The sequence below is a fragment of the Vibrio genomosp. F6 genome (genome assembly GCF_005146325.1).
GTDB classification, from domain to species: Bacteria; Pseudomonadota; Gammaproteobacteria; order Enterobacterales; family Vibrionaceae; genus Vibrio; species Vibrio cortegadensis.
Genome location: NZ_SYUT01000040.1, coordinates 16,782 through 30,727, shown reverse-complemented (window position 1 = coordinate 30,727; position 13,946 = coordinate 16,782). Strand labels below are relative to the sequence as shown.

General features: G+C 42.0%; 12 protein-coding genes and 2 pseudogenes. 7 read left to right on the top strand and 7 right to left on the bottom strand.

The features are described from left to right. Positions 1 to 77 precede the first annotated feature (77 nt). Positions 78 to 780: pseudogene (locus FCV43_RS15295) on the bottom strand (IS110 family transposase); the annotation flags it as partial. Positions 781 to 1,039: 259 nt separating this feature from the next. Between FCV43_RS15295 and FCV43_RS20420 the strand changes: the two are divergent. From FCV43_RS20420 to FCV43_RS15255, 7 genes and pseudogenes are all read left to right on the top strand, one after another. Then, positions 1,040 to 1,201, top strand: coding sequence for a hypothetical protein (locus FCV43_RS20420; protein WP_017053110.1), 162 nt, complete (start codon positions 1,040 to 1,042; stop codon positions 1,199 to 1,201). A 97-nt stretch (positions 1,202 to 1,298) separates the two neighbouring features. Further along, complete coding sequence (locus FCV43_RS15290) at positions 1,299 to 2,954, top strand: SgrR family transcriptional regulator (protein WP_017103371.1); 1,656 nt, start codon at positions 1,299 to 1,301, stop codon at positions 2,952 to 2,954. Positions 2,955 to 3,022: 68 nt separating this feature from the next. After that, the gene (locus FCV43_RS15285) at positions 3,023 to 3,649 is read left to right on the top strand and encodes a LysE family translocator (protein ID WP_017053112.1); all 627 of its coding nucleotides are present in this window, start codon (positions 3,023 to 3,025) and stop codon (positions 3,647 to 3,649) included. 88 nt (positions 3,650 to 3,737) lie between these two features. Further along, positions 3,738 to 4,403: a glutathione S-transferase N-terminal domain-containing protein gene (locus FCV43_RS15280; RefSeq protein ID WP_136995677.1), complete on the top strand. Its 666-nt coding sequence runs from the start codon at positions 3,738 to 3,740 to the stop codon at positions 4,401 to 4,403. Positions 4,404 to 4,441: 38 nt separating this feature from the next. Beyond that, positions 4,442 to 5,024, top strand: a pseudogene (locus FCV43_RS20815) (hypothetical protein). Between the two features lie 517 nt (positions 5,025 to 5,541). Further along, on the top strand, positions 5,542 to 6,024 hold the full coding sequence (locus FCV43_RS15265) for a tetratricopeptide repeat protein (RefSeq protein ID WP_017103369.1): 483 nt from the start codon (positions 5,542 to 5,544) through the stop codon (positions 6,022 to 6,024). Between the two features lie 526 nt (positions 6,025 to 6,550). After that, positions 6,551 to 7,147 (top strand): tyrosine-type recombinase/integrase, encoded by a 597-nt coding sequence (locus tag FCV43_RS15255; RefSeq protein ID WP_016792302.1) that lies wholly within the window; start codon positions 6,551 to 6,553, stop codon positions 7,145 to 7,147. Positions 7,148 to 7,311: 164 nt separating this feature from the next. Here FCV43_RS15255 and FCV43_RS15250 read toward each other — a convergent pair whose 3' ends face one another. The 6 genes from FCV43_RS15250 to FCV43_RS15220 all read right to left on the bottom strand — a co-directional run bounded on the left by FCV43_RS15250 (position 7,312) and on the right by FCV43_RS15220 (position 13,273). After that, entirely contained in the window at positions 7,312 to 7,542 is a 231-nt protein-coding gene (locus FCV43_RS15250; RefSeq protein ID WP_004735670.1) for a hypothetical protein, read from the bottom strand. Then, on the bottom strand, positions 7,543 to 7,908 hold the full coding sequence (gene gspS2 / locus FCV43_RS15245) for a type II secretion system pilot lipoprotein GspS-beta (protein WP_016788065.1): 366 nt from the start codon (positions 7,906 to 7,908) through the stop codon (positions 7,543 to 7,545). It lies immediately after the preceding gene. Further along, positions 7,865 to 9,001 (bottom strand): alanine/ornithine racemase family PLP-dependent enzyme, encoded by a 1,137-nt coding sequence (locus tag FCV43_RS15240; protein ID WP_136995676.1) that lies wholly within the window; start codon positions 8,999 to 9,001, stop codon positions 7,865 to 7,867. Before FCV43_RS15240 ends, gspS2 begins: the two co-directional genes overlap by 44 nt. Continuing rightward, positions 8,998 to 10,203, bottom strand: a complete 1,206-nt coding sequence (locus FCV43_RS15235) for a DUF1611 domain-containing protein (protein WP_016790224.1) — start codon at positions 10,201 to 10,203, stop codon at positions 8,998 to 9,000. The genes FCV43_RS15240 and FCV43_RS15235 overlap by 4 nt, the downstream gene beginning before the upstream one ends. A 1,409-nt stretch (positions 10,204 to 11,612) precedes the next feature. Beyond that, positions 11,613 to 12,929: a type II toxin-antitoxin system HipA family toxin gene (locus FCV43_RS15225; protein ID WP_136995675.1), complete on the bottom strand. Its 1,317-nt coding sequence runs from the start codon at positions 12,927 to 12,929 to the stop codon at positions 11,613 to 11,615. Then, a complete protein-coding gene (locus FCV43_RS15220; RefSeq protein WP_136995674.1) occupies positions 12,923 to 13,273 on the bottom strand; it encodes a helix-turn-helix transcriptional regulator in 351 nt (116 codons plus the stop codon). The genes FCV43_RS15225 and FCV43_RS15220 overlap by 7 nt, the downstream gene beginning before the upstream one ends. Positions 13,274 to 13,946 lie beyond the last annotated feature (673 nt).

Here is a 13,946-nt window from a genome sequence, read left to right as displayed (position 1 = left end):
ACGGGGCGTACCATACATTCTGTCCAAAAACAAGTTAACTCGTTGTCTGTGGCGCATTCAAACGCAGACTTTCTCGCCTAGAAATTGTAATCCATATAACTTAAATTTTGCTCCGTTTGGGTGTGTAATAGCGACCAGATAGTTCGAGCATTCTTTGCTGCAAGAGCGACAATAACTCGGTTCATTCCTCGTCGTTCCAACACACCTCGACACCACTGACTGAGCCTGTCTTGTTTATCAACTAGATTAGCAATGACCGTTCTAGCACTATAGCCGAGTAAGGTGTGTAGATACTAGTCTTCGTGTCTGGTAACCCTGCCCAATCTGGGTTTGCCGCCGGTTGAATACTGCGTCGAAACTAACCCTAGCCAAGCGGAAAAATCTCTGTTTTTCACAAACTGAGAGCCGTTGCCAATAGAGGCCAGAATAGCCGTTGCTGTTTGTGGGCTAATTCCTCTGAGCTTCATGATCTGTAGAACATTATCACTGACCTTTGAAAAGGCATCGAAGACTTGCTCGGTATCCGCAATACGTTAGTTAAGTTGTTCAAGGTGATAGTACGCGTCAGCAATAACAGTTCGATCTAAGTGTGGAAGTTCGTTTTCAGCATCTTCCAGCGTGAGGGGAACTGGTTTCATTAAAGAAAATCGTCCGCCCGTAATAATGAGACCGAATTTAGACAGTAACGCTCGAATACTGTTCATTAGAGTAGTACGTTCACGTACCCAATACTTACGCACGATGAACAGAGTCAGGAGATTTGGTAGGAACAAAGCGGGTTACGTAACCTTTGAGCCCCATGTTGGCAAGCCTACCTACGTTTGCTCTGATGAAGATGTAGTGTCGATTGCTAATATTGAATGTGACTGGGATTGATCTACCTCTACGTGTTTATTGAATTAGTTGGTTTGGTGGCAGATGAAAAATGGAGCCTTCCTTTATTAATTAAAAGATGAACTATTCACAGTAAAGCGAACGTTATTACTTCGGGTTTATTCACTGATAATAGCGACATGATCCCCTGCTGTGTGAGTGAACCATGAATCCATTAGATTACACCTTCTATACTTTAAATGCGAAACAGTACTTACCAGAACAACCTCAAACGATGACAGTGATACAAACTCAAAGCCGTCCGCGTTTATCTGGTATAGTTTTCTTGGTGGGCTTCTTAGTTGGTCAGCTCGTCCACCTATATTAAACTCGGACTCTGAGATGACAAAAAGAACAATTTTACGTTATTTCGTCAAGTGTCAGAGTGAGCCGTCGTATCTAATGAACATATTTTTGAGGTTGACATGGTAGGTTCTCAGTCGTTGTCTACGAGTCATCTACAACGCTTAAAGCAACTCGAGAAACATTTTTTTCGCAATGAAACTTATGATGTCGATATCGTCACCCTTGCCGAAATTCTGGTCTGTTCAGAAAGGTACGTGAGTAAGCTAATGGCTGCCTTTGAGAGTTTTGGGCTTATCCATTGGGCTGCGGGCCAGGGACGTGGCCATCGTTCTAAACTGACACTACTCAAAAGTTTTGAGGCCTCACTGCTGACTCAGTTAGAGCAAATGGCTCGGTCTGGCAGAATGAATCAGGCATTTCGGCTAGCCACTCAATTTGGCGAAGTCCACCTGTTTCAAGATCACATACCTCTCTGGTTAGGGGACGCACAACAGGAACTGAAAAAGCAGAACACTTTAATGTATTTAGTGCCATATATGCTGCCTGAATGGCATCCACATTTGGCACAGTCCGCTCGTTCTATTTTATTGATCGAAAGCGTGTTCGATACCTTAGTGCGCTATGACCCCATTCAAAATGATATTGTGCCTCACATCGCACACCAATTTCATTTCAGCGACAAACAAATCCGTCTTCGCATTCGCACTGACATAATGATGCACAATGGAGAAGCGCTGACACCGGAGCTGGTCAAAAAAAATATCGAGATGCGTCTCAACACGCCTCACCCATATCAAATTTTATTTCGCCATGTCGAGCGGATTGACATAGATAAACAGTGGGTCATTTTCTCTATGCGTCAATCTGACCCAGTTTTGCTTCATTTATTAGCCGATTCTCACAGTGCGATTTTTGATTATCAGGCATCAAAACCTATCGGGTGTGGAGCATATCGGGCCGAAAGTCTGGAAAAACAGTATTGGAGTTTGGTTCGTAACAACCACTATTTTGGCTTTGGTGGCCATATTGAACGAGTAGAGTTTTGGTGTAGCGATGCACAACCTCAAACGCCTATGCACGTGGCAGAACTGCTCTATTGCGAATCTCAACCCGCTCAGCCACAAAAAGTCGATCGCAGTGGGTGTACTGTTTTTCAGTTTCATCATCATGCAAACGCCTTGTCCGCTCAAGAAAGAGCCTGGCTTGTTCATCATAGTCGACGTTTTACGCTTGATGGCCCAAAAAGATCAGCGAACAGCGTGATGGATTGCCATCAAGACAAGGGATTTCACTTGTTCAATCACGACATGAAACTGCCGGCTCGCCCGGTGGTCATTGAAGTGGTAGACAGTCATATGAGGGAGTTGCAACCTTTGCTTGATGCGTTGTCTCAAAAAGGGGTTATTTGGCAGGTATATCTTCAAGGACAGTCTCAAGATGTGGCTGTTGATGTCTCTTACGACTGTTACGTATTTGGCGACGACCTGACGTTCCAGTATTACGAATGGCTACTTTGCGGCAATGTGTTTAGCCTATGTTTGCCTGAACGTGGAAAACAAAGCCTATTAACCTTTATTGATATGCTCATGCAGGAAAGTAACGACAGTGAGGAATTTCTGCACAAGCTGTATCGAGCGGAGGATTGGCTTATTCAGAACTATTATTATTGCCCTCTCTGGCGCAATCATTTCACCGTCACTCGAGCGGACAATTTGTATGGCACAGAAACAAACAATATGGGTGTCATGTCTCTGGTGAATATGTGGTTGGAGTAATCGCTGGTATGGTAGTGTTTGAGTGGCAATTTTGTTTGCAGTGTTTAACGGATAATTAAGGATAGAAAATGGATTTTAACGTTTGGCTCAGTTTTGTCGCAGCCTCCCTCATTCTTACCGCAACACCGGGGCCTAGCATATTTTTAGGTATTGCACATGCACTGAGATATGGTCATAAACGTGTGTTATATACCGCCCTTGGGGATATCTCTGCTAACTTTATTCAAATGGTGTTAGTTGCCTTGGGTTTAGGAGTCATCCTTGCGAGTTCGGTAATGGCATTTACTGTCATTAAAGTCTTTGGTGTCATGACCTTGGTTTACATGGGGCTAAAAATGCTCCTCGTTAAACCCAAACAAGTTGAGCGCTTAGACCTCAACGACTCGGATTTGCAGGCCTCGAACAAAAAGTTGTTCTATTCTGGCTTTTTAGTCGCCGCTGGTAATCCCAAAGCCATCATATTCTTCTCTGCTTTTTTTCCGCAATTCATCAACCCTGACTTGCCAGTGTTACCTCAACTGATGGTGATGTGCCCAACCATGGCATTTCTTGATTTCAGCTTAGTAATGTTTTATGCATTTTCGGCCAGGCGCATTGTTAATGCGAGCAGACTATCTCTTAACACTGTGACCAGAGGAAGTGGTGCTTTACTGCTCGGAGCCGCAGGTATTCTAGCAGTTAAAGAACCCACTTAATCTCGACTGAGAACCGCGTTCAAGATTGAACACACTGTGCCCAGCACAACCATTACACCTATTTAGCAACTCTCGGAGTAAGACACTTATGATCACTTTTTACGAACTGTGTGGGGACGATGGCTTAAAATTCAGTCCTTATTGTTGGCGAACGAAAATGTGCTTGATACACAAAAATATAGCGTTTGATACCACTGACCTATCTTTTGTCGACCTTCAGGCTCAATTTAAGGGGCAATTTTCTACACTCCCCGCCATCAAAGATGGTGAAACGGTACTCTCTGATTCGTTTAACATCGCTGATTATCTTGAGGCTCACTACCCTGAATTACCCTCATTATTTGGCGGTAAAAAAGGGCGTTTAATGGCACTTTTTTTCCATGAGTGGGCAGCATCATTACATTCGGACATTGCCAAAATTGCCATCTTCGACATTTACTGCAAGCTTAAAGATCGAGATAAAGAATACTTTCGTTCCTCTAGAGAGAAACTCTTTCAGGACAGCTTGGAAAATGTACAAAACAACAACCAAGATTTAGCAAAGGCCGATTTACTCAAAAAAATGAGAGTACTGGAATCTTATTTAGCTAAGACACGATATTTATCGGGCGATGCGCCCATGTATTCAGACTATATCGTCTATGGAACGTTGAAGTGGCTGCTGTCTACGAGTAACGCTTTCACAGAGGAAATGCTGACTAACCATGTTTTAAAGTGGTATGACTGCCTAGATAGGATTGGCACTGGAATTTAAACATGCTTAAGACAGCGACGGAAATGTGAACGCATCGCATAGTTTCATGTTCAAGCTTTGCATCAAGTGAGATCGTTGATAATTTTTCGCACATAGGATTTGGCTATACAAGGAGCTAGTTTTAAGTCGGGGGCGTTAAAACCTTACCTTAACGATAAGTATGACAATACAGAGAGTAAGACGATGGGAGGGTTATACTTAGATGTCAGCGCTCAAGTTTTCGATTACGTATTCATCGAAGGAAAAGCAGATTTTCTCACTCGATTTAGTTCGGAGGTAGATAGTTGGTAAGCCGGCGGAGGACTCATTGGGCGTTTGGGAGGGGTAATGGCAAGTTCTTTATCCTGTGGCGCAGTAAACTATCGTGCTGATAGTGATTACAGTTCACCATATTCCGAGCATGGAACATACTGTCAAGCGATGGTTAGAAAACAAATAGCTAATCATTGGCAGATGGGAGTTTCCTATCAGCATGATTTCTTAGATCTAGCAAGAGATGAGTTCAAGTGGAATAACGTCTTTCAATTCGGCTCAGTGTCTGGCTTAGTCGCAAATTTAGAATATGCAGAGCGTGAGAAAGCGGAAGTGAGCTATGAGCTTGGGTTGCAGTTCTCATTTTAACGTATGCGCATCGCAATAATTAACGTCATTATAGATCTGAATATTGGGGCTATAGTAAGCTAGACTTAGCCACCGCTTGAAAATCATCTCTATATAAAATCGTACCTATATCCGAATATTGTAATACTGAGACATTGGTATCATATTCTTCTAATATGTACTTTAACTCGTACATGATCGATATGTATTGGGTACTAGAGTCTAAAAACCAAGAAATTGCATTTCGTGGCCATGATTTTTCTTCAAATGGTGGGCAAGGTAAAGAGGAATTGAGTTGAGAAAATATTTGTTCGATATGTTCTCTATGATATTCATGGAGTATTAGATCTTCCTCGAGCATTAATCTCGCCTGTGTAATGATGCCATGAGTATTCTGCAACTGTTTTTCTTCATTATTGCTAGCGATAAATCTAATGTACATAACCTTGTTACTCTTTGGGTTAGTTAGTGCCTAAATTAATATAAGACGGACAGAATTCTTGAAACTGTAGCATAGTTAATGGGAGGTAACACACGTATGAGAACAAGAATAAATGAAGCTATCTTGCTGAGAAAAAAAGGGAGCTATAAAGAGTCTCGTCAGTTATTACGCACGGTGTTAGCGAATTCCTCCTATGCGCCTTCCGCGCATTTGAATATTGCTTGGTCCTACGATAACGAAGGTAAAGAACAACAAGCTGTAGAGCACTATCGGTTAGCATTAAAGGGGCTGCTTTCACCTAACGAGCGATTTGATGCTTTGTTTGGTTTAGCGAGCACTTACAGAAGCCTCGGTTGTTATGGAGATGCGCTGGATTACTTTCAACAAACGATTACCGAGTTCCCAAGTAATTTAGAAGCTCAGCCTTTTTATGCGATGTGTTTATATAACTTAGGTAGACATAAGGAGGCAACCGCTTTGCTTCTTAATTTGTTGGTATCGACAACTGATAATCAGTCAATAAAAGAATACCAAAGAGCAATACTGCTGTATGCAGAAGACCTTGATAAAAAGTGGTAAATATTGCGTTCCTACGTATATTTGTTCGTCTAACCGTGGAGTAGACACAATAGCGAGGTTCTAGTCATGAATTCTAAGGTTTTGGATCTCGATAACTGATTAACTGCTGTTTCAGCCCTAAAAGAGAGAGGCTAAGGTTTCGACTTATCATGAAAGAGAGTGGTGTCAATCTGATGATATGGATAAATAAGTGGCAAACCTACCTCCACTTTCACCTAGGTATCGTGTAAAAAATCTTGATCAGCTTTCTTTTGGTTCTCAGCGTAAAACAGCACAAGAAAAATAGGGAGAAATCATCCTTGTCCTTGTGGAAGTGGAAGTGGAAGTGGAAAAAAATACAAACGATGCTGCATTTCGTAAAGATATAACTATTTCTTCTTTTATAGTATAGATGGGCTTTTGTGAGCTAGATTTTGACCAAACTCAGCTTATCCGAACTGCATGGCTTGGAGCATCAACTCTAAGCCATTTCTGTCCATTTCCTTCCAACTACAATCGTGATGACCAAATTAAAAAGGAGGTCATCATGGTAGTTTTCAACAAAACGAAACGAAGTGGCGTCAAAAAGCCTTTTCGGCTTGAGGAAATTTGGCGGATCAGAACCAGATTAGAAATTGAAAATAATTTGATGCAGCTTGCGTTGCTCAACTTAGCTATTGATAGCAAACTTAGAGCAAGTGATTTGCTCGTTCTCAGAGTTTGCGATGTATCTTCGCAAGATAGGATATTTAACCGCGTTAAGCATATCCAGCGCAAAACAGATATTGAAGTTCAATTTGAGATAACGACAAGAACTCAACAGAGTCTAATGAAATGGATTTTGATGGCTTCGCTACATGACAGCAATTTTATTTTCCCAAGCCAAAGGCGAAAGCAACAACCGATTAGCTATTCGTACTATCGATACTTAGTGAGGAGATGGGCTTCTAATCTGGGGTTGGATCCTAACTTGTATGGCACTCACTCGATGAGGCGAACAAAAGCGACGTTAGTCTACGCAAAAACGAAAAATATCCGAGCGGTGCAGCTACTACTTGGTCATACCAAGGTAGATAATACAATCCGCTATCTTGGGGTTGAATTAGAAGATGCATTGTTGCTTTCAGAAGGTACTGAGTGTTAATCGAAAAGGAACCTAAATACTTAGGTGTTTCAATTGCTATTACGCTGAAAGTTGTTACCCATTCACCGCTACACTTGATTATTTTCAATACGTTAAGTGCAAATACTACTAATCTGTCCAAGGTTTAGAGGACCTTGAACAGATTAGGTATACACAAGCTTAAATTAAACGTTGGAACGCGCGTTTTTCTTCTTTGATTTATAGGCTTTCATTGAAATTTTTAAAGCAAGCTGTTTTTGTTTAATTGAAATGAGTTGTCTAGTTACGACCTTATGGTGTAACTCTGTGATAAAGTTTTTTTCCCAAGGCGTAAGGCGGTCAAACCTCAATAAAATAGTGTCATTGAGTACATTGAACAACTCGTATTGGCTTTTATCCATTCGACTGCTAAGCATTCAATTAGAGCACTTAGCTAGAGAAATGACGTTAAGGCTTTCTACTTTCTCATTTTTTCCTAAGGTAATGATTCGATAAGAGATCCCACTCTCTAATAGTGGTCTTATTTCGATGTTGTCACAAAAACTAACGGCGACTTTTTCTACTAAGCGGTCCATATTCAAAGTTTTCTTTTTTACGAAAACAAGAGTGACACTATCACCCTCTGACTGTGCATTTACGAGTGTGATTGAGCCTAACTCTTGTGGAAGTTGGCTTGAAATAACTGTCGCTCTATAATCGGCAAGTCCATTAGATTTTATTGGGCTTATCTGACAACCGTTAAGCATGACACTGACGAAGAGAATTACAGTTGTTCGTAGCATTATGCGCTCCTTCTTCCTTTCTTCTCCCTTTAGGTGCCTTAAAATATTTATGGATATAACGTGAAGATATAGAAGATAAGAGCGCACTGTAATCTAAACTGAATGTGACTTTTTCCCCTACAAATAGTGGTTTCTGTGAGGATTCAAGGACAAGATGATCACTGGTTGAAGACATGATCTTAATCCCATTCGGAGCCTTAAGCCCGCTGACACAAACATCTTGGCGGCCTAATGCTAGAATAGCTTGTGAGACCTCCCCTCTATCTTGAAGGTTTTCTTTTTCACCAAAAGCATTTAACCCCCGACTCCCCCAAGGCAAAGTCGGTTTAGTCTTGGATTCAATCACTTCAGCGGTCAAAGAAACCGCATCCGTATGTAAGCCTTTGATATTTTCGTGCTCTAAAGGCTCACAGCCTAAAAAAATTGCTTCTCCTATACGAAGGTTATTGACTCGAGTTAAGCCTGTTCTCTGAAGAGCCCAGTTAACTGAAGCAGAATTACCCCCTGAAATAATTTCTAGACTGACCCCAAATGTAGCTTCAATTCCATCGGCAAGCTCAGAAAGAATACTCATATTTTGATCATCTGGAGCGACACCATACCGACAGGCTAAATTCGTACCAATTCCTTTTATCGTGATGTTTGGTAAAGAAATAATCTCTCGGATAAAATCAATCACGCGATTTGGCATCACACCTTCTCTGAGATCGCCAAGCTCAACCATAATAATGATACCGTGACAGCAATTTTCTTGTTCCGCTGCATGTGAAAGCCTCTGAATCACTTCAACTTCAGAGTTTAAACTCATATCACTGTATTTTATTACGCTCGCCACTTGACTGAGCATGGGTGTACGTATCAGCATTTTAGGGATAGCAATGCCAGATTCAGTCATCTTTTGAAGATTTTCGATTCTTGAATCGGCTAACATTGTTGCGCCAGCATCAATAAGAACTTGTGCGATGATAGGGTGGCCGAGGAAGGCTTTTGTTACAGGCGTAACGGATATATTTTTCAGTGATAGCTGAGAAATCAGGAACTGAGCGTTATGATGAACTTTCCCACAATCGATGTCTAACCTAGGGTAGTTCACCCTTTTTCGGCCAGTTTACTTGCTATTATAGGAAAGGCTGACGTTACGATGTGCAGTAAATGTTCAACAGGCTGTGACAAGACATCAGTAACCGGTAAACCAAATTCGGTAGTGTAAGTGTCTATCGCACAACGTGTTTCATCCAACGACATATCTTCATGATTCAGTGTTAGTCCAATAACATTGGTATTAGAAAACGTTTCGATAAGATTGATTTCTGAGGCAATCGAAGGCATTGAGCAATCAGGAAAATCACTACGATATAAACGTTTAGGGGCATGTTGCAGTATCACACCCGTTGGACAACTGCCACGTAAGATAAAAGCGCTGGTTGAAAACGCAGGGTGACTCAAGGCTCCTTGCCCTTCAATAATAATCAGATCCGGATTTTCTTTTTCATAGGCCTGTACAATGACAGATTCCAACTCACCGGCACAAAATTGTGAAGGAACAGCATCGAGTGCAACGCAGTATTGTGCGCCCTGCATAATGCCTGTTTGACCAGTGGCAATCAGAACGACGTTAAGGCCTTTTTTAGTCAGTTCATTCGCCAATATTGTTGCTGTTGTTCGTTTTCCTAGCGCGCAATCCGTCCCCATTACAGCAATTCTCGGGCATTTAACGTTGTGTATTTTCCCGCTAAACGTTTTCAGTTCGCCTTTATTTTTGGGTTTGCGAGTATCGAATATTCGAACGTTATTCTTTAAGCTGGCTTCTAAAAATAGAGGATCATCGGTTAGGAATTCATGTAAGCCATTTACGATGTTCATTCCTAGTGACATGGCATTTAAAATGATGCTTTTATCTAAGTCAGATAAAAAGCCACTTGATGGCGCAATGCCAAAAATGAAGTAATCAGGAATGCTTTCTGCGTGAATGATAGCTTCTTCAGCATTAGCAAGGATCGGTATTCCATTGGCTTTGTTATCAAGAACTTCACCAGCATCTAAGCCAGCAGACTCACTATCAATAACCGATAGAATACGATAGCTTAACGAATGTCTCACTAACCCATTAGCGGTTTTACCATCAATTTTACCAAAATTACCTTCGCAATATACAATCGCAGAAGGGATGACAGGTTTTACTTTTTGAGCAAGTGGTAACCAAGGTGCGAAATGGGGTACGTCGTTGTTGATTTCTACATTTTCAATTCTAGTGAGTTTGAAGATGTTTCTTAACTTTTGGGTTGAAATGGACATAATTAAAGCCTGCGGTGAGGCTTAGGAGGGCAACTAAGGAGTGCCGAGATGCGAGTTCGGAAAAGAAAAGAAGTCCCCACTAAGCGGTAGGGATAACAACCAAGGTAACACACTCACCAGATTTTTGTTGATTATTATTCATACGCTTTCTAAGTCTATCACTTTCAGGCTTCACCTATACTAACGTGATTGATTAGATAGCTAATACTCATTGTTCAACGTTGCCGTATCAAACTCGCAGATTTACGGTTTCAAGATACTTTTTCTAATATCAGTTAAGTGAATTAGAGTTTTGAATCTAACACGTTTTTGTCCGTGCGACCTGAAGTCGTATGAAGCGTTGTTCACCACGAAAGAGTGAACCATCTGTATCACCAGATGACCCTAGGATCCTGAATAAAGCAGCGGATCTGACAATGTAACGAAACTGGCTATTAGGCTGAGTGGGAACAAAATCGTGAGAGGATGTTCCTCCTGAAAACCACGGTTCGGGTAAGTGCTAGGGAGTCAATATGATGAATGTAATGTGAATCCATTTAAGGCGCGTTATACGCTGAAGCAGCGGAAGTGGTTAATACGCTGTAGCCAAAAGGCAACGAGAGTCGGAAAGAGATTGGACAATGCTCTTTCGTGGTCATTGTACTCTCCGCACCATTGTGGGCATCTAAGTTGACATTTTACGCGACATACGGAACAGGGTAAGCCTGTATATCTCCCTATGGGAAAGCAGTCTGTGAAGATTGCCGATAGGTATGCAGGTAAAGGAGGTTAGAGAAAGCGAATGCCGCTTTGTAACGAAGCGGATACAGGTCTGTATCTGGCGCGAAAGCGAGCTGACTTCTAACTGGTCTCCCGTTGCGAGAGAGTTTGAAGAACTTTATTAAAGAAGAAAAGCAAATGATGATTTCAAATGAAATTAGTGCGTCTTCTTACAACGAACCGTGGTCTATCAACTACTGAGTGACCATTGAGGAAGTATTAAAGCTTCAAGTGCGTATCGCAAAGGTAATTAAAACGAAAGGTTAGTGCCGTGACCAATTTTTGGTATCGCTCTAATCCTATAACGATTTAATCACTGGGTATTTAACGGTGCCTTTGTGGAGGCTTGAGCCGTATGCAGTGAAAGTTGCACGTACGGTTCTGAGGAGGGTGGCACCTGGTAACAGGTGCCGTCTATCCGACAAAAGCTTGTTAGACGATACTGATGTATCGTGTGATGTATCGTTATACTTTTCTATGAGGTGTTGAATTGCTTGTATTTGGTAATCCCTGCTAACAAGCCTCTCATTATAGGAAGTTACTTGTCGGGATCGTCAGCACCTTACTGCGTGCTTCGATTCACTTGTTTGTTAAGTTGATACTTCAAATATTCAGGTAGAGAGCAAACGCTCCCGAAGGAGCGATCGTAATCATACTAGGTTGAGTCTGTGGTTGGACTCTATTTCATCAAGGAACGATGGTTCGACACCTACGTCTCTTGCTATTTCTCGCCATGTTGTCACGGTGGCATGAACCTCATTTAAAATAGCTTCTGCCTCACCTTGTAGTGATGGAGGTACGACTCCTAGTAAGTCTTGTTTGGTAAAATTGTCTCGCTTACCGTTGATCGACATTTGATGGCTCTCTACCCAAGGCGATCCGGGTTTATAGCTATATGCTAGATCGAATGCTGGCGCGAGTTCCCACTTGTTCGTACTATTGATAACGAATCCCCAGTTTTTTGTGTGATCATCGTGGTTGCGGGCAATCACGTTAAAGGCCATGCGTCTAAACACTTCAAGTGCTGATAGTCGATCAAGTCTCAGTGAGCGCAATAGGGTGAAGAGTTCTTCATAACTGTAACCGCCAGGCTGTTTGAAATCTGCGTGATCCATAGCGCATAAAGATTGATAATGCACTTTTTCGTTTCCAACGCGGTCAAATCGTTTTGTCATGAAGTGAGCACGCCCGTTTTCTTTTAATAATTCACAATGTGAGATATCGATGCCGGCTTTTTTGGCCATTAAGTAATAGGCATATTCCATTAAGCCGAAGCCTTTAGGATCACCAAATACCTCACTAGTGGATGAGCGTTCGACAACGCCATCAAACTTTAATAGGAAGTGTTCGAAGCCTTTGGGAGCATTTACCTGACCTGAGCGTATTTGCGTGCGATCTGAGTTGACTGCGATAACAGCTTTAGCTCTAGCACCGCCAGCTGAGGTGCCGACTTGAAGGATGCCAGTTAAGGCTTGCTCCGCTTCCTGCTCATTGATGATGGTTTCATCTAGGTTGTTTCTTTCGTCAAGGACGAGTTGCGCCATTGCTACAAGTGAGTCGAGTTTAATTGATTCATCTTGTTTTTTATTCGTGTCAGCTAATGCGGGTGTGTACTCAAGAGCTCCCATACCTCGTGAACCGGTATAGAGCAGTCTTTCCAATGCACTGAAAGATTGTGGGTCTCGGCCCTGGCGTGCAAGCCAAGCATTGATTACGGCATTACCAAAGTCATCGGGTAGAGTATCTGCGAAGGCTGCAGGTAGGCCTTTATAGGTTGGATAATTCAGAGTGGGAAAACTAAACGCGCCAGCCTCAAGAGGGAGTCTTTGTGAAATGGCAAACCCAGTTTTTAGCCACTCATCGAAGTATTCAAAGCTAACGATTCCGGTCGTAGTATCTTCAGCTAGAGCGCCGACATCTTTACCGAATATACTGACTTTTGCTGTGTCGTATTTCTTGCCTACCAATCTAAGTCCTCCTCTTTAGGTTGTTGTGGCGTTGAGGCCAGATTTACCCTTTGCCGTATTTTCCCTTTCATTTTGAGAAGTTGTACTGGGCTAATTCCAGGGTCTGGTAGGAAAGATTCAATGCCTTCCAATGAATCTAACACTCTGAGTACCTTGATGACGTTTATTAGGGTTGATCTACCCTCTATCATATTTTGGTATGTTGACCGGCTGATTCCGGCCTTTTTAGCTAACTGTGCTTGAGTAAGTGACGAACGGTGATCGAGCCTTCGTCTTTCGATTCGACGGCCAAGTTCACTGATCAGTGCTTCATCTGACATTGCGTATATATTCGACTTAATCATAATGACCTAAAATTCAATCGTTAAGTAATTTTAATATAGATTATGACTTAAAAAGCAGTCATTATACAGCAATGATAACAAAAAATATCAGAGCATGTAATGCCTTTAAAAACGGTCATAGTGAACATTTATAACACGTAGTGACCGTAAAAAAAGGCATTAAGAGTGCGCTGGTGTTTATTATGCAAGAAAAAGCCCCGCATGCGAGGCTATTAATCTTAATCCATTAGGGTGCCGTTTGTAATAGAGAGCTCTGAGTAGCTTGTGCTTCTATCTGACTTAACTTGTTTTCCCGCCCGATAGTTGTGTCCCAACCTTCACATAAGTCGCTTTGTAACGCAGTTATGTCCAGAACCTTCATAGGCTAAACTTTTACCCTAAACTTTTACCCTTGTGAACTTTACCCGTGGCATTTTTAGCACGAAAATGCCACTAAACGTTTCAGAACGCATAGTTTCGGTAATAGAACTAGCATACTACCGAGGAATCCTCTGCAGTTGAACCGTTGCAAAAATTACCTGACATCAGCCAAGTCCGGTGTTCATAAATGTGCGAGCTGCAATCGTTGACTCTCCGCGCGGCACACGAGCTGGATTTTGTTACACCGCAAGGTGTCTTGGTTTAGCCACCGATTGAGGCAGAAACGAGCGAATAGGTTTGCGAGATAAAGCAT

Coding starts and splice junctions, on each gene's coding strand:
- FCV43_RS20420 (WP_017053110.1), top strand. CDS start 1,040: ATGAATCCATTAGATTACACCTTCTATACTTTAAATGCGAAACAGTAC.
- FCV43_RS15290 (WP_017103371.1), top strand. CDS start 1,299: ATGGTAGGTTCTCAGTCGTTGTCTACGAGTCATCTACAACGCTTAAAG.
- FCV43_RS15285 (WP_017053112.1), top strand. CDS start 3,023: ATGGATTTTAACGTTTGGCTCAGTTTTGTCGCAGCCTCCCTCATTCTT.
- FCV43_RS15280 (WP_136995677.1), top strand. CDS start 3,738: ATGATCACTTTTTACGAACTGTGTGGGGACGATGGCTTAAAATTCAGT.
- FCV43_RS15265 (WP_017103369.1), top strand. CDS start 5,542: ATGAGAACAAGAATAAATGAAGCTATCTTGCTGAGAAAAAAAGGGAGC.
- FCV43_RS15255 (WP_016792302.1), top strand. CDS start 6,551: ATGGTAGTTTTCAACAAAACGAAACGAAGTGGCGTCAAAAAGCCTTTT.
- FCV43_RS15250 (WP_004735670.1), bottom strand. CDS start 7,542: ATGCTTAGCAGTCGAATGGATAAAAGCCAATACGAGTTGTTCAATGTA.
- gspS2 (WP_016788065.1), bottom strand. CDS start 7,908: ATGCTACGAACAACTGTAATTCTCTTCGTCAGTGTCATGCTTAACGGT.
- FCV43_RS15235 (WP_016790224.1), bottom strand. CDS start 10,203: ATGTCCATTTCAACCCAAAAGTTAAGAAACATCTTCAAACTCACTAGA.
- FCV43_RS15220 (WP_136995674.1), bottom strand. CDS start 13,273: ATGATTAAGTCGAATATATACGCAATGTCAGATGAAGCACTGATCAGT.